Genomic DNA, 21,726 nt, shown 5'->3' with positions numbered 1-21,726 from the left:
CGAACTGGCGGTCCTGCCCGCAGCGCGCGTGACGTCCGTTTCCTGCCGGCAGGCACCCGCGCGTCGAGCCAGCCTGAACACATGACCAAGTACACCGTGCTCCCCGTTGCCGCAGCCGTGTTGGAGGAACTGCGGGTCGCCGACGATGCGGGCCGTCCCTGCGCCCCGTACATCGCTACCCGCGACGACGCCGGCTCCCCGCTGCGCTGCTGCCTGCGCCCCATCACGCTGGGCGAGCGGATCGCTCTCGTCTCGTACGCCCCGTTGCGTCGCTGGGCCGCTGCCAGGGGGGCCGATCCGGGTGCGTACGACGAACAGGGCCCCGTCTTCATCCACGCCGACGACTGCGGCGGCTTCACCCCCGGCGAGACCTACCCCCTCGACCGGCCGGGCGCACTGCGTACCGTGCGTCGCTACGACGCACGGGGCCGTATCGCGGGTGGCCGCCTGCTGGAGATTCCGACTGACGCCACGGCAGGCTTCGACGCGGCCTTCGACGACGCCTTCCACGATCCGGACGTGCAGCTCGTACACGTCAGGGCACTGGAGTACGGATGCTTCCACTTCGAGGCGCGACGCCCCACAGCCCCGGGCGGCACGGAAACCGGTGTACCCGCCTGAGACGCAGGACGGAGCCGCCGCGCCATGGGTTTCGCCCGGAAGAAAGCCACGACCGGCGGGAACACGGGCCGAACGCGACCCCGAACGCGGCGGCGCCCAGCAGTCAGAGAGCTTCACCACGCACGAAACCGCGTTCGGCCCGTACAACGAGCGCCCCGGGCGCGGCGGTGCTCGAAAGGCAACCGGTGTGCCCGAGGCGGGCATACCTGGAGCGGCGCCGGAAAGGCGTTCTGTACTGGGAGATGCTTGAGCGGCGCGAGAGCCGTAGAGCCGTAGAGCCGTACTGACAGGAGCGGATATGAGTGACCAGGGCACGACGAAGACCGTCGAAGGGCTCCGCGGCGGCCAGAGCGAGGTGGTGATCCCCCGGGGCACCACACTGACCATCCAACTGGAGGGGAATCCCGCCACCGGCTGCGCGTGGACCGCAGACACACACGACGCGGGGGTACTCGATCTCACCGGCAGTGGCTTTGAAGGCGAAGCGGGGCCCGGACTGGCAGGGGCTTTCGTGTTCACCTTCACCGCGAAAGAAACGGGAACCACGGTGGTGCCCTTCACCTACCGGCGGCCTGGGGAGATGGGCGGTCACCCGGACCCGGCTGACACCTTCACGGCCCGCATCACGGTGCGCTAGCGCGAGCTCCGCTGCACGCCGAGGTACGAGCCCCACAGCCGGCCCGGCCCCCGAGCGATCGCTTCAGACGGCCGGGTCCCGCTGCGTGCGTCTGTTCGGCGGTCGGGAGACCCGGCGGAGGGTGTCCGGGCGCCGGCCGTGGACCCTGATCGGTTGCCGGTGAGGGCTCAGTCGCCCCCGCAGCCCGACCCGCAGCTCGACCCACACCCGGATCCGCAGCCGCCCCCGTTGTACCGGTTGCCGGAGCCGCTCCCGCGCCCCCGGGTCGACGAGCCGCGCGGTGCGTTCCTGCGGCGCTTCTCCGCTTTGCGCTGCGCCTCCTGGTAGCGGTCCGTCCTTTCCCGGTCCTCGCGGAGCCGCTCGCGCTGACGGGCGTCGCCGTCCGCCGGTTCCCACGGCCCCAGCCCGTGGCGGCGGTCCGGGCGGAGCGGAGCAGTGGTCACGGCCGCGTACATCCGGCCCATCTGCTCGGGGCGGTCGTATTCGGCACAGGCGTATTCGAGGACGACCTCGTCGCCCTCCGCGAGAGTGCCGTACAGGACCGCTTCGAAGGGTTCGTGCGTAGGGTCGATGTCGTGGTGCCCGTTCCCCGCTCCGAGCGCCGAGCCGCTGCCCAGAAGCCGCGTCCTGGTGCGGGTGTCGCTTTTGCGGGGAACGTACGCGATCAGGGGCGCGGCCGAGCGGGTGCGGGCGTCCGCGCACACCCAGTGGCGCCCGTCCGCCCCGGCGCGTACGCCCACGATCAGGGCCGGCTGTGACTGCCCGTGCAAGCGCGAGGCCGCCCGGTAGGCGAGCAGGCCCCGCCCGTAGAAGGTCGTACCGGCCACGAGGAGCACCAGAACGATGCGCTGTTGCCCGATGGCGTCGTAGGCGACGGCGGACGTGGTCGGTCCCCCGAACAGGCCGTCGATGAGGATGGCTGCGGCGACCAGGCAGAGCGCCAGCCCGAGGTAGAAGTGCCGGTGTCCGCGGTGGCCGTCCGACTCCGGGGTGCCGTCAGGCAGCGGGAAGCGGCGCCCGCCCGCAGCGGCGAGGGCCAGGGCCCGCTGTCGGCGTCGGGCCCGCAGCCGCCAACAGCTTCCCGTGAAGCCGACGGCGCAGGCGGCGAGGACGACCAGCCAACCGGCCCTCGCCGGAGGGTCCACGTCGCCCGACCGGGCCAGGGTCAGAACTACCTCCCCGGCGACGAACACGGCCGCCGGTATGGCCGCGACCGGGACGTACCGGTACCAGAGCGGCAGGGCGGTCAGCAGGATCAGCCCCGGATACCTCCGCCAGTCCGTCCCGTCCCCGGGGCCGCTGTGCCAGGCCGCGGACGTGGACGAGAGCCCGAACAGCAGGACGTACGCCGCCGCCACCAGGACGGCGAGGACCCAACCGCCCACGGCCGGGGCGGCAACGGTCGGGACCGCCGCCTTCCGCCACCGTTCGGCGTCGGCTACAGCCCAGGAGGCGACACCGGCTCCGAACACGGACCGGGAGGTGACGCCGTCCCGGGTCACGGACCAGGTGCCGACACCGTCTTCGGGCAGAGTCCCGATCGGCAGATACTTGATGTGATAATCCGTCACCGAATCACCGCCACGCGCCCCCGTATGCCCATCCCGCACGCCCCTACGCCGGTTCCCCCGTGCATTCCCGGTCAGTCTGCCCGCCACGGCCCTCCGCCCCACCTCGCAGAGCGCTTTCCAGCCAAGCACTTCGGTCCGGTGACAACGTCGTGGGACAGCGCGCAGCCGCTGCCGACTTGCGCGCGGCCCGCCGCCGCACGCCTGGGGGCGCCGCCGCACGCCTGAGGGCGGGCGGACCGCGTCAGCGACGGTGGGCGTGCCATCAGGCGTGCCATCAGGCGTGTCATCGGGCCTGCCATCGGGCCTGCCATTGGTCGTGCCACTGGTCGTGTCATCGGGCCTGCCATTGGTCGTGTCATCGGGCGTGTCATCCCAATGGGGCGATGTGCGGCACGGTGCATCAGGCAAGACTCTCGCGAAGCCCAACTTCGCCCCGGAGGTTCCATGTCGCAAAACGGCGCGCCCCGCACCGACGTTCCACGTGAGGCCCCGGCGCGGGCGCCGCTCGTTCTGGCGTCCCTGATCACCGTTGCCGCGGTGGCCAACTTGAACCTGTCGGTGGCCAACGTGGCGCTGCCCGCGATCGGGAAGGCCTTCGACTCCTCCCAGACCGGGCTGAACCTCGTCGCCGTGGGGTACTCCCTCGGCCTGGCCGCATCGGTGCTCTACCTGGGTGCGGTCGGCGACCGCCACGGGCGCAAGCTGCTGCTGCTCCTCGGCATCGCCCTGTCCATTCCCGCCTGCCTGCTCGCCGCGTACGCGCCGAACGACACCGTCCTCGTGCCGGCTCGGATCCTCGGCGGAGTCTCGGCCGGCATGGCCTACCCGACCACCCTGGCGCTGATCACCGCCCTGTGGGCGGGGCCGGGACGGACGAAGTCGATCGCGCTGTGGTCGGCCCTGGGCGGCGGCATCTCCATGCTCGGGCCGGTGATCGCGGGCGCGCTGCTCCAACGCTTCTACTGGGGGTCGGTCTTCCTCGTGACCCTGCCCCTCGCCGTGGTCGCGCTGGTCATGGCCCTGCTGTTCGTCCCCGCGCACGCCAACGAGTCGGCCGAACCGGTGGACAACCTCGGCGGCATCCTGTCCGTCCTCCTGGTCGCGGGACTGGTGCTGGGGATCAACTTCGCCGTCGTCCCCAACCAGGGGGCACTGGCCGTCGGCCTCCTCGCGGTCGCCCTCACCGCCGGGGCGGCGTTCGTCTGGCGCCAACGCCGCGCTCGCAACCCGCTGTACGACCTCCACATCGCCGGCCGGCGTACGTTCTGGGTCGCCGCGTGCGCGGGAATCATCGTGTTCGGCTCCATGATGGGCTCGGCGTTCATCAGCATGCAGTACCTGCAGAACGTGCTCGAGTACGACGCCGTCGAAGCCGGCGCCGCCATCCTCCCCCTCGTCGTGATGATGGTGCTCGTGGCACCCCGGTCCGCGAAGCTGGTCGAGACACGCGGCGCCCGTGTGACCCTGCTGAGCGGCTACGCGTTCCTCTTCCTCGCCTTCGCCTGGATGCTGCTGTTCTGGGACGAGGACAGCAGCTACTGGCAGATCGGCCTCGCCTACGTCTTCATCGGCATCGGCGCCGGCCTCGCCGGGACGCCCGCATCGCACTCGCTGACCGGATCGGTGCCCGTGCGACGGGCCGGCATGGCCTCGGGCACCGCGGACCTGCAACGGGACCTCGGCGGAGCCATCATGCAGTCCGTCATGGGCGTGCTCCTCATCGCCGGCTACGCCTCGGCCTTCGGCGCGGCGATCGCCGCTTCCCCCGAGAGCAAGGACGTGTCGGACCAGGTCCAGAGCGAGCTGACGAAGTCGTTCGCCTCCGCCGGGCAGGTCGCCGAGCAGCACCCCGAGTACGCTCACCAGATCGTCGCGGCAGCACGCCAGTCGTTCCTCCACGGCGACGACTGGGCGTACACCGTCGGTTTGATCGCGATCGCCCTGGGTGCGCTGCTGATCTTCTTCATGTACCCGCACCGGGACGCCGAGCGGGAACTCCTGCGCCGCTACTACACCGAGGACTCCGCCACGCCCGCCACCGCCGCCACCGGCGCCGCCGACGAGGGGCCGAGCGGACCGGGAGCCTGAGAGGTCGGGCGTCAGCGGGTCGGCGGGCGATGACCTGCACCGGAGGCACGCGGGCGCGCCGCTCGCGCTCGTACGGTTACGGGAGCAACGGGGCCCTCCAGCCGCACGGCGTCCACCGTTACCTCGACAAGGCGGCCGTCAGCGAGCGCATCCTGAAGGCGGCGGCCGGCTGAGGGAAACGGACCGGGCGCGGTAACGGACCCGGTCGTTGTCGAGGCCTCCTAGACTCGGGGTTACTTACTGTCGTCGTGTGCGGGGGATGCTCGTGTTGGACCTGCCGTTCGATCAGGCCGGGCGGTTCTGGCGTGGCAACCTGCACACCCATTCGGACGAGTCCGACGGGGCGTTGTCACCGGCGGAGGTCGCAAGCCGCTACCGGGACGCCGGTTATGACTTCCTGGCCATCACCGATCACTTTCGCGTCGAGTACGGGTTCCCGCTGACGGATACCCGGGCGCTGCGCACGCCCGGGTTCACCACGCTGCTCGGCGCCGAGTTGCACGCCCCGCGTACGGAGGCGGGGCCGAAGTGGCACATCGTCGCGGTGGGGCTGCCCCTGGGCTTCACGCCGCCCGAGCCCGAGGAGAGCGGGCCGGAGTTGGCGCGTCGGGCGCGGGCGGCGGGTGCGTTCGTCGGCATGGCACACCCGGCGGCCTCGCTGCTGACCACGGACGACGCCGAGTCCCTGGACGCCGCGCACGCCGTCGAGGTCTACAACGCGCTCGCGGATCGTGAGCACCGCGGCGACAGCTGGCACCTGACGGACGTGCTGCTCAACCGCGGGCACCGGCTGAACGCCTACGCCGCCGACGACGCGCACTTCCAACCCCAGGACCCGCCGGGGTGCGTGGCCTGGGTCCAGGTACGCGCCGAAACCCTCGACCCGGACGCCCTCCTCGCCGCCCTCAAGGCCGGTCACTACTATTCCAGCACCGGCCCCGAGCTGTACGACGTCCGCCTCGACGACGGCCGGATCACGGTGCGCTGTTCGCCCGCCCGCAAGATCCTGCTCACCGGTGGCGCACCGGGCCTGCAGGTGGTGGAGGGCGAAGGGCTGACCGAATGCTCCCTGCCCGTCGCGATGTTCGGCCAGGGGTACTGCCGGGTCACCGTCGAGGACGCCGACGGGGGACGGGCGTGGAGCAACCCGATCCACCTGGGGGACCTGCCCACCGCCACTGCCGCCACGGCCGCTATCACTGGGCCATAGCGCCAGACGTCGCCTCGCGGAGGAGCCGGCCGGGGCGGGCCGGCGGTCGATCGGCCCCGGCTGCTTCCTGAGCCGCGGGCCTCCGGCCTGGCCACACCACAGCCGCCGACGTTCCGCACGCGGGCGGGTGGACCCGCGGGCCACCGCCCTGACCGTTCTCGATACGTCGGAACTGCCGGGTCGGCGTTTCGAGTTGTTGCTGCCCGTCAGTCGCCGGCGCGATCAAAGGTGGCTCCCCCGCGCGGGGGAGCGTGATCGTTCGCGAGGACGACGCCCTCTCGTAGAGGTTCAGCGACGGTGGAGTGGTGACGATCAAGCATGCTTCGGACGATGCAGTCCCTCCGCCCCCGAGCTGGGCGCTCCGCCTCCATTTGGGCAGGTGGCCCGGGTTCACCGTCGCGGCATGGGGGTTCCTGTTCGCGGTACCCAGCTTCGTCTGGGCGTCGGGAGGCACCTTCGGTGTGCAGGCGACGGTGGCTCCTCCGCTGGTGAAGCTTGCTCATGACCGGGTGACGTGGTTCCTGGCAGTCTTGTGGGTGACCGGTTTCCTGAAGCTCTTCGGAGTGCTGATCGGTATCGGTTTGACGCGCCGTCGCGGAAAGTGGACCGGTCGATTGATGGTGCTCTGTGGCGGCGGCGCGACAGTGCTGCTCGTCTGGCATGGATGTCAGTTCGTGATCCACGGAGTGTTGGTTGAGGCTGGGGCGCGCGCTGTGGCGCCTGATCTGGTCGGGTTGAACCGCTGGTACCTCTACCTGTGGGGGCCGTGGTTCATCGCCGGTGGCCTGGCCTTTGCCGCCGCTGCCACGCGCTATGTCCGCCGCCACGATGGCCGGCGTGAGGTGAGGCTTTATGGCTCTGCGGGGGCGCTGGGCGCGTTGCTCCTGTCTTTGGCTTCGGTGGTCACCGGGATTGGTTGACGGCTACCACGCAGTTGCCGGTCACGGGTGAAATGATCGTGGGATGGCGGTGTGATTGCGGCGTCGGAACCGTCATGGACAGCCCCGTTCACCGGGCTGAATCGGCGCGCCTTCGGAAAGCTTTTCCCGACCGCGGCGAAAGATCACTGGCATTCAAGGGTGGCCGGCTGGCCGGCTGGCCGGCTCGCCATAAGGCAGGCGGCGGAATGCAGAGCGCAGTGAGCGATAGCGGTCGGATATGCGGAACGGCGGAATGCGTGACACGTCAATGCGATAAGGCGTCATGGATTCAGCCGCAGGGCCATGAGGTAAGGCCATGAGGTACGGCCATGAGGTACGGCCATGAGGTAGGGCCACGACGTAAGGTCATGGCGCACCAGGTAAGTCAAGACTTACCTTCAGGGAAATTTGGCCGTACGGTGTGGCTCGAATCAAAGGAGCCCCGTTGTCGAAAATGAAGGATCTCGCTGCGCGTGCAGTTGCATTGGAGCGGGATTACGTGTCCTCCCTGTACGAGTTGCTCACCGAGCGGCTTTCCGAGGCACGAGTACACCGAGCGCGTGTGCTGAAGGCCCCGGCGGAAAGCGTCGGTGAGGCATACGAGAGAGAAATGGCCGCCGAGCGTCTGGCCAAGGACATCGGCCGGCTGGAGGGTGCCGAAAAGGGGCTGGTGTTCGGGCGCATCGACCGGACGGACGGCACGACCCTGCGCATCGGGCGGCTCGGACTGCACACGGAGGAGGACGACCTGCCGCTGCTCGTGGACTGGCGCGCGCACGCGGCGCGGCCCTTCTACGAGGCGACACCGGTCCACCCGATGGACCTGCGCCGGCGCCGGCACCTGCGCCTGGAGGAGCGGACGGTCGTCTCGGTGAGCGACGAACTGCTGGACGGGACCGCCCCGACCGACGAGGACGTCGTGGGGGACGGGCCGTTGACCGAGGCTCTGTCGGCACGGCGTACGGGCAGGATGCACGCGGCCGTCGCGACGTTGCAGGCCGAGCAGGACGAGATCGTCCGTTCCGCCCACCGCGGGGTGACCGTGGTGCAGGGCGGCCCCGGCACCGGCAAGACGGTGGTCGCCCTGCACCGGGCGGCCTATGTCCTGTACGCGTTCCCGCGCGCCGCGGAGGAGGGCGTCCTGGTGGTGGGCCCGAACGCCCGGTTCCTCGACTACATCTCCCAGGTCCTTCCCTCGCTCGGAGAGAACGACGTCGTTCTGACGACCTGCCGGGAACTGGCCGGAGTGTCCACGCACTCGGTGGACCCCTTCGTTACAGCGCGTCTCAAGGGCAGCTCCGACCTCGCCGACGCCTTGGCCGGGCTGTTGCGCGTCCACCAAGCCCCCGCAGGTGACTTCACGGTGCGGATCGGACAGGAACCGGTTCACCTGTCCGGCGAGGAAGTCGCCACGGCACGCGACGCCGCCGTGGCAGCCGTACCCGGCCACAACCCCGCGCGCCAGGTGTTCAGGGAGCTCCTGGTCGACGCCGTCACCGACGCGATGCAACGAGACATGGGCGATCTCCTGGAGCGGATCGACGCCGATTCCGAGACGATGACGGGCATCAACCTCGACCGGTTCACGGGAGCCGCCCAGCACCGTGTCGAAGGTGCGGCCGACCCGGGACCGGCCCACGAGCTGGACCTGGACGCCATCCGAGCCGATCTCCTCGACGATCCCGGCGTCGACCGAGCGGTCGAGGCATTGTGGCCGCGGCTGGTACCCGGTGACCTCGTGAAGGCGCTCCTGACGGACGCCGACGCTCTCGCCGAGCTCCTGCCCCGACTGACCGCGCAGGAGCGGTCCCTTCTGCTGCGCGGTCCGGGCGACCCGTGGACCGATGCCGATGTGCCGTTGCTGGACGAGGCGGCGAGCCTGGTCGACGGCCCTCCCGAGCGGACGTACGGGCACGTCGTCGTCGACGAGGCGCAGGAACTGACCGCCATGCAGTGGCGGATGATCGTCCGCCGCTGCCCGGCACGGGCGATGACGCTGGTGGGTGACTTCGCCCAGGCAGGCCCGGTCGCGACGGCACGCGACTGGAAGGAAGCCCTGAGCCCCCACGTCGGACCGCGGTTCACACTGCACCACCTGACGGTGAGCTACCGCACCACGCAGGAGATCCTGGAGAGCGTCCGGGACCTGCTCGCGCGGATCGCTCCGGACCAGAAGCCCACAAGGTCACTGCGAAACGGTGACAGCCCTCGCACCGTGATCACACCTGCGGCCGGATTGCTCACCGCCGTAGTGAACGAACTCCGCGCCCAGAGCACCGCGCACCCGGACGAGTTTCTGGGAGTGATCTGCGCGGACGCCAGGGTGAGCGAGCTGACGGACCAGGGCATCGCCCACCACGCACGCATCGTGCCGGCGTCCGAAGCACGCGGCCTGGAGTTCGACGGGGTCCTCGTCATGAACCCCGAGGAAATCATCACCGCCCGGCCCGGTGGGGAAAGGGACTTGTACGTGGCCCTGACCCGGGCCACCAAGCGCCTCTGCACCGTCACCGTCCAGCCCGCCTGACGACCAGGCGCCGGCGTCGCCATCGTGGGCGCACCCGGCGCCGTGCGGACACGGGCCTACGCGCACGGGGCCGCCCGTGGTCGCTCACCGAGCAGGTAGGCAGTTCCGGCGGCGCTGACCGGTCTCAGCGGAACGCGGCGACGTTGCGGGCGGCCCAGTCGGCGAAGGGGCGCGGGGCCCGGCCGAGGACTTGCCGGACGTCCGGGCTGACGCGCAGTTCGGCCGGGCTCGGGGAACCGAGGATGTCCAGAGTGTCGTCGGCCAGCTCCGCCGGCATGCTCCGGGTCATGGCGGTCTTGGCCTCGTCGCGGGTGAGCTCGTGGAACCTCACCGGCGAACCCAACGCGGCGGCGATCGCCTCCGCCTGTCGGCGCGGAGTGATCACCTCCGGGCCGGTCAGCTCGTACACGCCGCCGGTGTGGCGGTCCTCCAACAGGCAGGCCGCCGCGACCGCGGCGATGTCCGCCGGGTCGATGATGGGGACACCGACGTCGCCGAAGGGCGCGGCGACGGCCCGTTGCGTACGGACGGAATCGGCCCACCACAGGGCGTTGGAGGCGAAGCCGCCCGGCCGCAGGATGGTCCACTCCAGTCCGGACTCCCGCAGCGTGTCCTCCAGCGCGCGCATCGCGATCCGCGTCCGGCCGGCGGGCCTGGTCACCACGCCCAACGTGGAGAGCAGGACGACCCGGCGGACCCCGGCGGCCACAGCTTCGCCGATGATGTCGGCGGGGCCGGCTCCAGTGGCGTGCAGGTCGCCGGACAGCAGCAGGAACAGAGCCTCGGCCCCGGCCAGTGCGGGCTTGAGGCCGGCCGGTTCGGCCAGGTCGGCCACCACGTGGCGGGCGCCGTTCGGCACCGCCGCCGTGTGCCGCGACACAGCCGTCACTTGCCGGCCGGCCTCGGCCAGCGCCTGCGTCAACGGCCGTCCGATGTTTCCGGTGGCCCCGGTCACCACGATCATGGTCAGCTCCTCGTCAGTTGTCCTCTGAGGCCTCAAAGCTAGGAGCGCGGACTCACATTTCGTAAGGACATACCTTGAAGTAAGCTCCTGACATGGTGGAAGGTGTGCAGGACAGAGGGGCCGAGTCGGGGAAGCGCTATGACGTGTTTCACACCGACTGCGCCGCGCGCGACGTGGTCGACCACGTAACCAGCAGGTGGGGCATCTGGGTGCTGATCTCCTTGCGGAGCAACAGCCTTCGGTTCTACGAACTGCGCGAAAGCATCCAGGGCATCAGCGAGAAGATGCTCGCCCAGACGCTGCGCGCGCTGGTTCAGGACGGCCTGGTCTGGCGGGAGGTCGAACCGACGACGCCACCCCAGGTCACCTACGGACTGACCGAGTTCGGCCGGGACATCGGCGAGCCGCTGACGGAGCTGTTCGACCGGATCACCCGGCGACTGTCTCCGCCCGGCGCGGGATAGCGCGGGAGCAACCGGTCCACATCCGCGACCCGTTGGCTGACTCCTCGGCGCTCGCCAGAGTCCGTTCGACTCAGTCCCTTTCCAGAACGTCGGCTCGCCGCTTCAGGTCTGCCGCGATGTTGTCCCAGTCCGGTCCGTGAAGCCAGAGGTTCTCGGCGGCCTCCCGCAACAGCGCCGGCTCGTCCGGTCGCTGCAGGAGTACGAGTCGATAGGCAAGGTTGCGAACCCAGACCGGCAGATGACCGTCGACCACGTGCGGGCTCAGCTCATGCAGCATGGCCAGGATCGAATCGGCGTCGGCAAAGGTCAACTCTTCGATGAAGTAGCGCTCTTGGTGGTCGCCATCGCACGTCGGGGTAGGTCGGTACTCGTCTCCGTATTGACACCGGGCGTGCTCCGTCAGGGTGCTGTGCATGCCCTGAAGCCTACGGTTCCTTGATCCGTGTTCCTCCGTCTTGACCCCCTTTGATCCGCCGGACCGAGCCTGTCCGGACGGCTCCGACGATGGCGGTCCGTTTGGACGATGACTGGAATGCCGTCTCGGCATGGTTCGCCCCGTGAGGACACAGCCTGCCGCGAACCGCGGCACCCGGGCGGCTCCACGCGGGATGGCAGACTGCACCGATGATCGATGATCTCCCTGCGGGTCTGAAAGCCCGACAACTCGCCGTCACCGACCATCCGCGTGTGCTCGCCGTTCTGGACGACTGGTGGGCCGGCCTGAAAGGGGAAGAGGGTTCGAGGGAACGCGCGTTGTTGCTGCCCCGGCTCTACTTCCAGCACTTCACCACCACCAGCTTCCTCGTCGAGGATGACGCCGGTCGGGTAGCCGCCTTCCTCGTCGGTTTCCTGTCGCAGACGGACCCCGAAACCGCCTACGTGCACTTCGTCGGCGTCGACCCGGTGCTGCATGGACGGGGTGTCGGCCGCGCGCTCTATCAGGCCTTCTTCGACCTCGCGCGCGCACACGGACGCCGGTGCGTGCAGTGCATCACCAGCCCGCAGAACATGGCGTCGCAGGCATTCCACACCCGGCTCGGCTTCACGTCCTCGGGCGTGCAGGCCGACTACGACGGCCCCGGACTCGACCGCGTGACGTTCACCATCGACCTTTCCACCAAGCCTGCCGCCACCCCTTGATCCCGTAGCGGGTACGACCCGGCCGGATGACGACCGCGTCGAGCGCGTCCGCTCGGGCCCCCGGATGGTGCCGCCCCTTGGACGGTGCCACCCCCCGGATGGTGCCGCCCCTTGGATGGCGCCGCCCGCTGACCGGGCATCGGCCGGAGTGCCTGCGGGAATTGGCCGGCAGGTGCATGACGGGTTGGTGGGGTGCGGGGCTACCTTCTTAGGGCTCAGGAGGGGCGGCTGTCCGAACGCGCGGGTCACGGGCGGGCGGTGGCGGCTTCTCCAGTGCCCCGGCTCCGCCGAGGGGTCGGGTCCCCCACGCGTGAAGGAAGACGACATGTCTCTGGGCACCTGGCTGAAAGCAGGCACCTCCGCCGCCGCGCTGGTCCTCGCGGCGGCAACCGCCGCGACCGCGGCGCCCGCCCCCGTACCGGACGCCGGCGCGGCGGTAGTGACGCTCCGTTACGACGACAGCCGGGCCGGCGGCTGGGAAGCGGCCATCGCGGCCGGGGTCGCTTCCTGGAACGCGAACGTCGGTAACGTCCGGCTGGTGGAGGCCGCGCCGGGGGTCCGGGCCGAGATCGTCATCGTGGCCACCACCGGCTGGCCGCAGGCCACCCTCGGCCCGGTCCGTCCGGGGCGACAGGTACGAGTCGAACTCGGTGCGCAGGCCGTGAGCCAGGGGTACGACAAGACGCGCATCGCCGCGCATGAACTGGGCCACAGCCTGGGCCTCCCGGACACCAAGCCGGGACCGTGCTCCCAGCTGATGTCCGGGTCCAGCGCCGGGACGGCCTGCACCAACGCCGTGCCCAACGCGACGGAGCGCTCCCGCGTGCAGAACGCGTACGCGAACGGGCTCGCGGCAACCGTGCCGACCGACGGCCGGGTACTCGTCGACGCCCCCTGACCGTCGGGGTCGGCGGGTGGGCCGGTGCGGGGGCTTGGCCGGACGGGACTCCGGGCGGGCGCTCGTGCCGGTCCACTCCCGCGCCTTCGTCGGGCAGCGGTGATCAGGCCACCGCCAGCCGGACAGATGCACGGCGCTGACAACGAGGCCGAGGCCAACGGATCTTGAGGGGTCGTCAGTGACGACTCGTTCGTCCGGTCTTCATCCCGTCCGGCCCCGGAGCGGCAGCACTCCCCTCCACGCCAGGTCGTCGGCTGAGCGACCCACCATGATCTGATAGGTCCCGGGCTCCGTGCGCCAGGCCTTCTCGGCTTCGGACCAGTGCCGCAGCGCGTGCGCCGGCACCTGCACGGCGGCGACCGCCGAAGCGCCCGGTTCCGCGTGGACCGCCGCGTAGCCGGCGAACCAGCGGACGGGCCGCTCGACGGCGGAGTGCGGCCGGGCGAGGTACACCTGCACGACCTCGCGGCCGGGCCGGTCGCCCGTGTTGCGCACCTGGACGCGGACCGTGAACGGGGAACCTTCCGTGACCTCGGCCGGGACGTGGACCGTCCCGTACTCCCAGGTGGTGTAGCCCAGGCCGTGACCGAACCAGTAGGCGGGCCGCCTGCCGGTGAGCAGCCACGCCCGGTGCCCGATGTGCACGCCTTCGTGGTAGGCGAGCCGCCCGTCGACGGGGTGTACGTGGGTGACGGGTGCGTCGGTCAGGGCGGCTGCCCAGGTGGTGGGGAGGCGGCCGCCGGGTTCGGCGTCTCCGAACAGGATGTCGGCGAGCCCGGTACCGGCCTCTTGTCCGGGGAACCAGGTGAGCAGTACCGCGCCCACCTCGTCGCGCCAGGGCAGTTCGACGGGGCCGCCGCTGTTGACCACGGCGATCGTGTTCCGGTTGGCGGCTGCCACGGCGCGGACCAGCGCGTCCTGGTGGCCGCCCAGCGAGAGGTCGCCGCGGTCGTGGCCCTCGGTCTCCGTGTGTTCGGTCGTGCCGACGACCACGATCACGGCGTCCGCGTCGCGGGCAGCCCGCACCGCTTCGGCGAGCGCGGCCGCCGCGTCGGGCTCCGGGGGCGCCGCCGCGACGATCGTGGCGCGCCCGGCTCCGGGGACGAGTTCACGCCGGGCCGTCAGGAGAACGGGTTCCGTCGTGTCCACGGTCGCGCGCACCGTGTGGCGGGGCGGGTTCACATGGACGACGGCCGGGTCGTCGGTGGTGCACGGGAACTCGCCGTCCAGAATGGTCCTGCCGTCGAGGGTGAGGCTCATGCGGCCGAAGCCGGCGACGGCGAAGGTCCATGGTCCCGTCGACGGCGGCCGCAGGAGCGCACTGATCTCCACCGTTCGTGCGGCGGGAGTCACGGGCGGCTCCAACTGCGTTCCGGACAGCCGGTGTTCGGCGTGAAGTTCACGGCCCGCCTCGTCCAGGAGGCGCACCAGCACACCGGGTTCCCCCGAGCGCGGGTCGCTGCACCAGCCGGTACCGAGAGGCGGGGGGGGAATGCCCGGGCCCGGACCGGTCACGTGCACGACCTCGGCGAGACCGTCCAGCCGGGCGCGGATCCCTTCGAGGGGGGTGACCACGCGCGAGGGGAACACTCCCGCGCTGCCTCCGCCCTGCACCCGCGGGCAGGCGGCGTGCACGCCGATGACGGCGACCCTGGGCAAGGAGAGCGGGTCGAGCGGAAGCACCCCGCGATTGGTCAGCAGCACGGATCCCGCGGCCACGGTACGGCGCAGCAGCGACCGGGTCCCGTCCGGACCGAGCGCGGGGGTTCTTGGGCGCCGGTCCGACTCCAGGGCCCCCACCCGCCGGGCCAGCCGCAGCAGGCGCCGCACCTTCTCGTCGACGTCCGCCTCGGGGACGTGGCCGTCCTTCACGGCCTGGACGAGGGAGGCCTCCCAGGGGCCCTGCGGTCCCGGCATCGCCAGGTCCAGTGCGGCGAGCGCCGGTTCCGTGGCCGAACGCAGGGCGCCCCAGTCGGAGACCACCACCCCGTCGAAGCCCCAATCGCCCTTGAGCGGTTCGGCCAGCAGCGGACTGGCGGTCATGGTCGTACCGTTCACGCCGTTGTAGCCGGCCATCACCAGCCACACACCCGCCTCGACAGCGGCCTCGAACGGAGCCAGGTACACCTCGCGCAGCACCCGCTCGGAAGCCCGTACGTCCACGTGCATCCGCCCCGTCTCCGAGTCGTTGGCCACGTAGTGCTTGGCCGTGGCCGCCACCCCCGCCGCCTGGATGCCCCGGATCAGCGCCGCACCCGTACGGCCCGTCAGGACGGGATCCTCCGAGAAGCACTCGAAGTGCCGGCCGCCCAGCGGAGTGCGATGCAGGTTGAGCGTCGGCGCGAGGACCACGTCCACCCCCTTGCGGACCGCTTCCGAAGCGAGCAGACCCCCCAGCTCCTCGGTCAGGTCCTCGTCCCACAACGCGCCGATCGCGGACGCCGAGGGCAGCAGCGCGGAGGTGAGCCGCTCGTCCCAGGCCTCGCCCCGCACCCCGGCCGGACCGTCGGACGTCACCATCTCGCGCAGCCCGATGGCCCGCTCGCCGGCCGTCCGCCATGTCGTGGCCCCGGACAGCAACCGCACCTTCTGCGCCAGATCGAGCTTCTCCAGCAGCCGATCGAGCATGTCCTCGCTCATCCCCACCCCATTCACGTGCTCCGCTACTCATCTGCGGGAGAGCGCTCTCCCAAGCTTTGTTCGGTGCCGCGCCCAGCGTCAAGCCCCCCATGAGGGCGAATCCTCGGCGACAGAGAAGGGGCCCGGCCCGCCCCGTCGTTCAGACGGGGCGAGTCGGGCCGGTACGGAGGGCCGACCGGGTCAGGGCAGCCGGTACTCCGCGTTCAGGACGGCACCGCGTTCGGGGCGGTACAGGTCGAAGCCGCGCGGGTCGCATTGCAGGCCGCCGACGATGCAGTGGTCGACGAGGGCCTTGAGGGTGCGTTCCTCCCAGGCGTTGAAGAAGTCGTAGTGGAAGGAGTAGCCGCGGCCGCTGGCGAGGCGGACCTGGGACATGTCGCCGTTGACCGGCCACGCCATCTTGAACTCGATCATCGGCAGGGCGACGGGATGAGAGGCCGGGCACATGTTGTCGTTGGTGCCGGGCTTGACGACCGTGTACGACATGTGGCTTTTGTGGTCGGGGGTGTCGAGGTACTTGCCGTCCCAGCAGCTGGGGGCCTGCATCCGCAGGTTGAGCTGGACGTCCGGTCGGTCCGGACAGCTCGCCGGGATGTCGGTGTTGAAGAAGCTCTCACCGCACTCCCAGCCTTCGACGAAGCCCTTGTGGTTGCGGAACTCCTGGGCGCTCTGCATCGGGTTGCCGACGACGAACCGCAGGCCCTTGGGGAAGGGACGCACGCTGGTGTAGTCGGTGACGCCGGACTTGTAGTAGATGACCTGCGGTCCGGTGGGCAGGATCTTCCGATCGCCCTTGTAGAGCGAGGGCATCCAGTACGCGGAGGCGTCGGCGGGCGCCTTGCACGCGGTCGCGCCTCCGTAGAGCGAAGCGGTGGTGCTGTTCGCGTTGGTGGAGGTGTTGCCCATGAACGTGTGGTCGTGGGAGCTGCCGGGCTGGCCCGGGTAGACGATCGGGTCGTCCGGCGCGGTGTGCGTGACTGAGCAGCCGGCCTGGAACTCGTGGTGGTAGGCGGGCGGCGGTGTCCTGTCGGACGGCGTGACGCCGGTGACCTGCGGGACCGCCGGGATGTAGCCGTCCCCGTCGGCGTCGTCGCCCGACGCCTGGAGGGAGGCGGCCATGGTGTGTCCGCTGTGTGACGCGGCGGACGAGGAGGAGGTCGAACTGCCGGGATCCGTCGCGTTGGCGATCGCGCCGACGCTCAGGAGGCCGGCGACGAGGGTGGTACCGAGGAGGAGCGCGGAGAGCCGTTTGGGACGTGCTGTCATGGAAATCTCCTGCCGTATTCGTGGCGGTGGTGTGGGGCTGCCGCCGATGGGCGGGTGGCGGGAAGCGGCTCGTTCCCCGCCACCCGTTCTCCGGCCGCCGCCGGGCAGCCGGAGAGCCGTGGGGGCGCCGGCCCCCCGGGGGAGGGCGAACCCGTCAGGGTCGCGCCGTCACCAGGTCAGCTGTAGACGCCGAACTCGTGGAGGGAGTAACCCCAGCCGGTGCCGCGCGCGGTGAGGTTCAGCCGCACGTGGCGGGCGGTGGCCGACACGTTGATGGTGTCGATGTCACCGTTGCCGGTCGTGGTGGTGTGGACGGTGCGCCAGTTGGTGCCGTCGTCGGAGAGCTGCACTTCGTAGGACTTGGCGTAGGCGGGGTCCCAGACCAGCTGCAGGGTGCGGATCGCCTTGGAGGCTCCGAGGTCGACGCTGATCCACTGGGGGTCGCTCCAGTCGCTGGCCCAGCGGGTGGTGGTGTTGCCGTCGGTGGCGTTGCCGGCGGGGCAGGGGCAGTCGCCGTAGGAGGCCTGCGCGGAGGAGGCGGTGGCGGGCTTGTTCAGGGCTATGTTGGTGCCGCTGACGGGCGGGGCGACGACCTTGACGGACTTGGTCTCGATGCCCGCGTTGCCGTGGCCGTCCTCGGCCTGGATGTAGACCTTCCAGACGCCGAGCTTCTCGGGAGCGGTGACCGCGAAGGTCCCGTTGCCCGTCGAACGCCACCGCGCCTCGACCAGACGCTTGTCACCGTTCGCGTAGTTGCCGCTGAGGAACACCTTGTACGTGAGCGGGTCGTTCTGCGGGTCACTGATGTGGGCGCGGACGGTGAACTCACCGCCGGCCGGGGCGTTGGAGGCCTGGTCGACGACCATGTTGCCGATGACCGGCGGAGTGTTGTCGCCCGCGGTCGACCCGGTGTACGCCTTCTTCACCGCGTAGTAGGACAGCCGCTTGAGCCCGTCGGGCAGCAGGTTGAACCAGATGCCGCCGAAGTCGTGCTCGGTGCCGTAGTGGAACATCGTGGCGCCCAGAGCCACGCCCTGGTGACCGGTGATGCAGTTCCAGGCGGTGGTGTACCCCTCGGCGGTCTGGACGTCGGTCTTCTGGTCGGGGATGCCGTTCGCGTCGTTCGGCACCTCCCACTCGCCGGCCGGGCCCGTCTCGGTGATGATGTACGGCTTGTTGTAGCCGCCGTCCACCCAGTCCTGCTTGACCCCGCAGATGTCGCCGTAGGAGTTCATCGAGTACAGGTCGAGGTCCGGGGCGTTGCGCTTGTAGTACGGCCACGCGCCCGTCCAGGCGTCGGTCGAGGTGACCGGGTGGTCCGGGTCGATGGTGTGGATCTTCTTGGCGACGTCGTTCACGAACGTGGTGTAGGCGTTGCGCTGCGCCTCCAGTTCGGTGCCGCTGTAACAGTTCTGCAGGCCGAGGACGGACTCGTTGCCGACGTTCCACATCAAGGTGGCCGGGTGCGACTTGTAGGTGTCCACCCACTTCGCGAACTCGGTCAGCATGTTGCTCTTGTACGCGGCGTCGGTCACGTAGTTGACGCAGCCGCCCGAGCCGGGACCGCCGCCGGGCTGCAGCCAGAATCCGTTGACGACCCGGATCCCGTTCGCCGCGGCCGTGTCGAGCAGGGGCTTGCTCGACGCGTCCGTGCCCCAGGTGCGGATGGTGTTCACGCCCATGGACTTCACGTCGGGCATGTACTTCGGGGCGTCCGCGAAGGACGGGCCCCACGTCAGGCCCTTGACCGTGTACGGCTGCCCTCCGACCGTCAGCTGCCAGTTGCCCTGGGAGCCGGCCACGCGCACGGCGCCCTGGACCGGGGGCTCCACCGAGGTGGTGCCGTAGACCTGGAACTCCCAGAGGGAGTAGCCGTAACCGCCGGAGCGGACCAGGCCGTTCATCCGTACGTAGCGGCCGCTGCCGGAGATGGCGATCTCGTCGGTGCCGCCGTCGCTGCCGGTGACGGATTTGGCGGTGCGCCAGTTCGTCCCGTCGTCCGAGACCTGGATCTCGTAGTTCTTGCCGAACGCGCCCTCCCACGTGAGCACGACACGGCTGAGGTTGCGGCTCGCGCCGAGGTCGACCTGGATCCATTCGGCGTCGCGCCACTGGCTGGCCCAGCGGGTCCCGGTGAGGTTCCCGTCGAACGCGGCGGCCGCGGCATAGGCCTCGCCCTCGCTCGACGAAGCGGTGGCCGTCTTCCCCTGGGAGAGCAGGGTTTCGGCGGCGACCGCGGTGGGAGCGGCGGCCAGGGTGAACGACGACGCGAAGAGCGCGCCCAGGGTGACGAGGGCGGCCACGCCGCGCGTGCGGCGGCGGGGTGGGGTGCCGGTGGAGGGGGGATGGGTGAACATTGCGGCTCCTGGTGTAAATGGCGGTGGAGGGCCCCCTGGTCCGGGGCGGGGAGGCCGGTTCACCTGGTCCAGGGGAGTTGAGCGCGGCTCCGTCGGGTCATCGGAGGCCGGTCGAGCGGTGGTGCCCCCGGGCCACGGCGACAGGGCGGAAACCGGGCCCGGGGAGTTCGGCCCGGCTCCGGTGGGTCACCGGAGCCGGTGGGGAGGGACGGCGACTCAGGGGAAGGAGACCACCGTGGAGGGGACCGTCGAGGTCCCGGACGGAACGGTGGACGCCCCGGTGTCGTTGATGACGTGGGCGTAGTGGCCGTTGCCGCCGAGCGACACCGTCAGGAGGCTGTGGAACTTGACGCCCGGCTTGACCGGGGCCTTGAAGCCGTGGTCCTGGATGATCGTCGGATCGACGTTGTAGTTGCTGTAGGAGCCCAGGCCCCAGGCTTCGTGGGTGTTGACGGAGTCATCGACCCGGTAGGCGGCGTAGCCGCGAGTGCTGCCGTTCTCAATGGCGGCCTGGTTCGGGGCGTCGTACGCCTTCTCGTTCTGGTAGAAGACCGTCTTGCCGCGCTCGCCGAACCACTCCACGTCGTACTTGTTGAAGTGCTCGACGAACAGGCCCGTGGCCAGGACGTCGTCACCGTTGACCCGCACCCCGTAGTCGGCGCGGTTGGTCTCCCAGCCCACGCCCTCGCCGTGGTCGGCGCGCCACACCCAGGTGTGGTCGACGATGGTGTCGTCGCTGTTGACGACCACGCTGGTGGTGGCCTTGCCGGCGCCCGCCCCGCCGACGCGGATGTACACGTCCTGCACGGTGGTGGGGTTGGCGGCGTGGTCGGCGGAAGAGTTCTGCGGTCCGAGCTCCAGCAGCGTCGGCGAGTTGACCGGTCCCGCGTCGATCAGGAAGCCGGCGAGACGGACGCCGTCCACATCGGCGACCTTCATCGCGGTGACACCGTTGTCAGGGATGATCGTGGCGAGGCCGAGGCCGAGCACGATGGTGTTCGCGCGGTTCACGTCGATGGTCTGGTCGACGTGGTAGACGCCGGGCGTGAACAGCAGGTTCAGGCCCTGCGCCAGCGCCTGGTTGATCGTGGCGGCGGTGGTGCCGGGCTTGACCACGTAGAACCGGTCGAGCGGGACGGACTCGCCCTGCGGGGTGCCGCCCGCCCAGGTGGTGCCGCGGGCGTTGGTGCGCTTGGCCGGCGCGAACACCTTGTATGCGTTGCCGTCGAGGTAGAGGTACGGCTTCTCGCGCGAGACGGGGGTGGTGTCGAGCGTGGTGTACCGGGGCTCGGGGAATCCGGTGGCCGGTGCGCCCTCGACGCCGGAGAAGGTCTGGTTCCACACGCTGTTGGACCAGCCGCCGATGGAGCTGTCCCGGGTGTACCACTGCTGCTGCGAGTAGTTGCCGACCTGGCCGTCGACCTTGGAGTCGGCGATGTAGCCGCCGCTGGCCCAGCCGTAGCCGTTCGGCGCCAGGTCGAGTGCGCCCTTGACGTGCATGCGGCGGAAGGAGGACGCCTGCGAGACCGCCCACCGGTTGGTGCCGCTGACCGGGTTCACGGTCAGACCCTCCGCACCGCGCCAGAAGTTCTGAGTCGCGTTGCCGTTGAACCAGCCCGCGTCGACCGTCACGTCACCGTTGATGGTGGTGTCGCCCGGGCGCAGGCCGAGACCGGCGATCTGGGTGTAGAAGCCGATCTGGGCGTTGATGTTGTTGTACGTACCGGGCTTGAGGAGGAAGGCGTGGCGGCCGCTGCCGAACTGCGCCGACTCCTGCTCCTGGAAGACCTGGTCCAGCTTGGCCTGGATGCCGGGGGTCGACGGATCCACGACGTGCACGTTCGGGCCGAGGTCGCCGCCGCCCGGCAGGACCGGGCCGGTGCCTGTGCCGCCGGCGGCGAACACCTGGAACTCCCAGAGCGAGTAGCCGTAGCCGGTGGCCCGGGTGACGCCCTGCATGCGGACGTAGCGGGCGGTCCCGGTGATGTTGACGGTTTCGTTGCCGCCGGCGCCGGTGGTCGTGGAGTAGGCCGTGGTCCAGTTGGCGCCGTCGGTCGAGAGTTCGATCCGGTAGGCCTTGGCGTAGGCGGCCTCCCAGCGCAGAACGACCTTGCCGAGTTCGGCCGGGGCCCCGAGGTCGACCTGCAGCCACTGGGCGTCGGAGGAGGCACTGGCCCATCGCGAGCCGTTGTCGCCGTCGACGGCGTCGGTGGCGGGGGTGCCGTAGTGCTCCTGGCTGGAGGCCGTGACCGCCTTGCCCTGGGAGAGCAGTTCCGGCTCGGCCAGTGCGGCGGGGGCCGGGGGTGCGAGGGCGAGCAGGGTGCCGAAGAGCGCGGTGGTGACGGCCCCGGCGATCGCCCTTCGGGTTACGGCGGGACGACGTCTGCGTGGCGATGCGTCGACGGGTATGCCAGTAGGCATGG

Annotated in this window: 17 protein-coding genes; 10 read left to right on the top strand and 7 right to left on the bottom strand. The window is 70.5% G+C overall.

The genetic code is table 11. The features are described 5' to 3' along the window. Window positions 1-81 precede the first annotated feature (81 nt). Together ACIRO3_RS23880 and ACIRO3_RS23875 are read left to right on the top strand one after the other, a co-directional pair. A complete protein-coding gene (locus ACIRO3_RS23880; protein WP_404139948.1) occupies window positions 82-621 on the top strand; it encodes a DUF1203 domain-containing protein in 540 nt (179 codons plus the stop codon). 298 nt (window positions 622-919) lie between these two features. Beyond that, window positions 920-1,258, top strand: a complete 339-nt coding sequence (locus tag ACIRO3_RS23875) for a protease inhibitor I42 family protein (protein ID WP_404139945.1) — start codon at window positions 920-922, stop codon at window positions 1,256-1,258. A 167-nt stretch (window positions 1,259-1,425) separates the two neighbouring features. Here the strand turns inward: ACIRO3_RS23875 and ACIRO3_RS23870 are convergent, their stop codons facing one another. After that, complete coding sequence (locus tag ACIRO3_RS23870) at window positions 1,426-2,829, bottom strand: hypothetical protein (RefSeq protein ID WP_404139942.1); 1,404 nt, start codon at window positions 2,827-2,829, stop codon at window positions 1,426-1,428. Window positions 2,830-3,366: 537 nt separating this feature from the next. Between ACIRO3_RS23870 and ACIRO3_RS23865 the strand changes: the two genes are divergently transcribed. From ACIRO3_RS23865 to ACIRO3_RS23845, 5 genes are all read left to right on the top strand, one after another. Then, complete coding sequence (locus tag ACIRO3_RS23865) at window positions 3,367-4,917, top strand: MFS transporter (RefSeq protein WP_404139939.1); 1,551 nt, start codon at window positions 3,367-3,369, stop codon at window positions 4,915-4,917. Window positions 4,918-4,946: 29 nt separating this feature from the next. After that, window positions 4,947-5,090: a hypothetical protein gene (locus ACIRO3_RS23860; RefSeq protein WP_404139937.1), complete on the top strand. Its 144-nt coding sequence runs from the start codon at window positions 4,947-4,949 to the stop codon at window positions 5,088-5,090. A gap of 86 nt (window positions 5,091-5,176) precedes the next feature. Beyond that, window positions 5,177-6,127, top strand: a complete 951-nt coding sequence (locus tag ACIRO3_RS23855; RefSeq protein ID WP_404140294.1) for a CehA/McbA family metallohydrolase — start codon at window positions 5,177-5,179, stop codon at window positions 6,125-6,127. 305 nt (window positions 6,128-6,432) lie between these two features. Continuing rightward, entirely contained in the window at window positions 6,433-7,047 is a 615-nt protein-coding gene (locus ACIRO3_RS23850; protein ID WP_404139934.1) for a DUF3995 domain-containing protein, read from the top strand. Window positions 7,048-7,546: 499 nt separating this feature from the next. After that, window positions 7,547-9,574: a HelD family protein gene (locus tag ACIRO3_RS23845; RefSeq protein WP_404139931.1), complete on the top strand. Its 2,028-nt coding sequence runs from the start codon at window positions 7,547-7,549 to the stop codon at window positions 9,572-9,574. 124 nt (window positions 9,575-9,698) lie between these two features. On the opposite strand, the gene ACIRO3_RS23840 is transcribed toward ACIRO3_RS23845, so the two are convergent. Continuing rightward, the gene (locus tag ACIRO3_RS23840) at window positions 9,699-10,538 is read right to left on the bottom strand and encodes an SDR family oxidoreductase (RefSeq protein WP_404139928.1); all 840 of its coding nucleotides are present in this window, start codon (window positions 10,536-10,538) and stop codon (window positions 9,699-9,701) included. Between the two features lie 92 nt (window positions 10,539-10,630). On the opposite strand from ACIRO3_RS23840, the gene ACIRO3_RS23835 reads away from it, so the two are divergent. Beyond that, a complete protein-coding gene (locus ACIRO3_RS23835) occupies window positions 10,631-11,002 on the top strand; it encodes a helix-turn-helix domain-containing protein (protein ID WP_361772297.1) in 372 nt (123 codons plus the stop codon). A gap of 70 nt (window positions 11,003-11,072) precedes the next feature. Here the strand turns inward: ACIRO3_RS23835 and ACIRO3_RS23830 are convergent, their stop codons facing one another. Next, the gene (locus ACIRO3_RS23830) at window positions 11,073-11,417 is read right to left on the bottom strand and encodes a hypothetical protein (RefSeq protein ID WP_404139925.1); all 345 of its coding nucleotides are present in this window, start codon (window positions 11,415-11,417) and stop codon (window positions 11,073-11,075) included. A 209-nt stretch (window positions 11,418-11,626) separates the two neighbouring features. Between ACIRO3_RS23830 and ACIRO3_RS23825 the strand changes: the two genes are divergently transcribed. Together ACIRO3_RS23825 and ACIRO3_RS23820 are read left to right on the top strand one after the other, a co-directional pair. Continuing rightward, the gene (locus ACIRO3_RS23825; RefSeq protein ID WP_404139922.1) at window positions 11,627-12,142 is read left to right on the top strand and encodes a GNAT family N-acetyltransferase; all 516 of its coding nucleotides are present in this window, start codon (window positions 11,627-11,629) and stop codon (window positions 12,140-12,142) included. Between the two features lie 325 nt (window positions 12,143-12,467). Continuing rightward, window positions 12,468-13,040, top strand: coding sequence for a snapalysin family zinc-dependent metalloprotease (locus ACIRO3_RS23820; protein WP_365999074.1), 573 nt, complete (start codon window positions 12,468-12,470; stop codon window positions 13,038-13,040). A gap of 201 nt (window positions 13,041-13,241) precedes the next feature. On the opposite strand, the gene ACIRO3_RS23815 is transcribed toward ACIRO3_RS23820, so the two are convergent. The 4 genes from ACIRO3_RS23815 to ACIRO3_RS23800 all read right to left on the bottom strand — a co-directional run bounded on the left by ACIRO3_RS23815 (window position 13,242) and on the right by ACIRO3_RS23800 (window position 21,724). Then, complete coding sequence (locus ACIRO3_RS23815) at window positions 13,242-15,680, bottom strand: glycoside hydrolase family 3 C-terminal domain-containing protein (RefSeq protein ID WP_404139918.1); 2,439 nt, start codon at window positions 15,678-15,680, stop codon at window positions 13,242-13,244. Window positions 15,681-15,860: 180 nt separating this feature from the next. Beyond that, a complete protein-coding gene (locus ACIRO3_RS23810) occupies window positions 15,861-16,946 on the bottom strand; it encodes a DUF1996 domain-containing protein (protein WP_404139915.1) in 1,086 nt (361 codons plus the stop codon). Window positions 16,947-17,122: 176 nt separating this feature from the next. Continuing rightward, entirely contained in the window at window positions 17,123-19,303 is a 2,181-nt protein-coding gene (locus ACIRO3_RS23805; RefSeq protein ID WP_404139913.1) for a discoidin domain-containing protein, read from the bottom strand. A gap of 216 nt (window positions 19,304-19,519) precedes the next feature. Then, window positions 19,520-21,724 (bottom strand): discoidin domain-containing protein, encoded by a 2,205-nt coding sequence (locus ACIRO3_RS23800; protein WP_404139910.1) that lies wholly within the window; start codon window positions 21,722-21,724, stop codon window positions 19,520-19,522. Between the last annotated feature and the right edge of the window lie 2 nt (window positions 21,725-21,726).

The sequence above is a fragment of the Streptomyces sp. NPDC102278 genome, from assembly GCF_044766345.1.
Taxonomy (GTDB): Bacteria; Actinomycetota; Actinomycetes; order Streptomycetales; family Streptomycetaceae; genus Streptomyces.
This window is presented reverse-complemented; position numbering and strand designations above follow the sequence as displayed.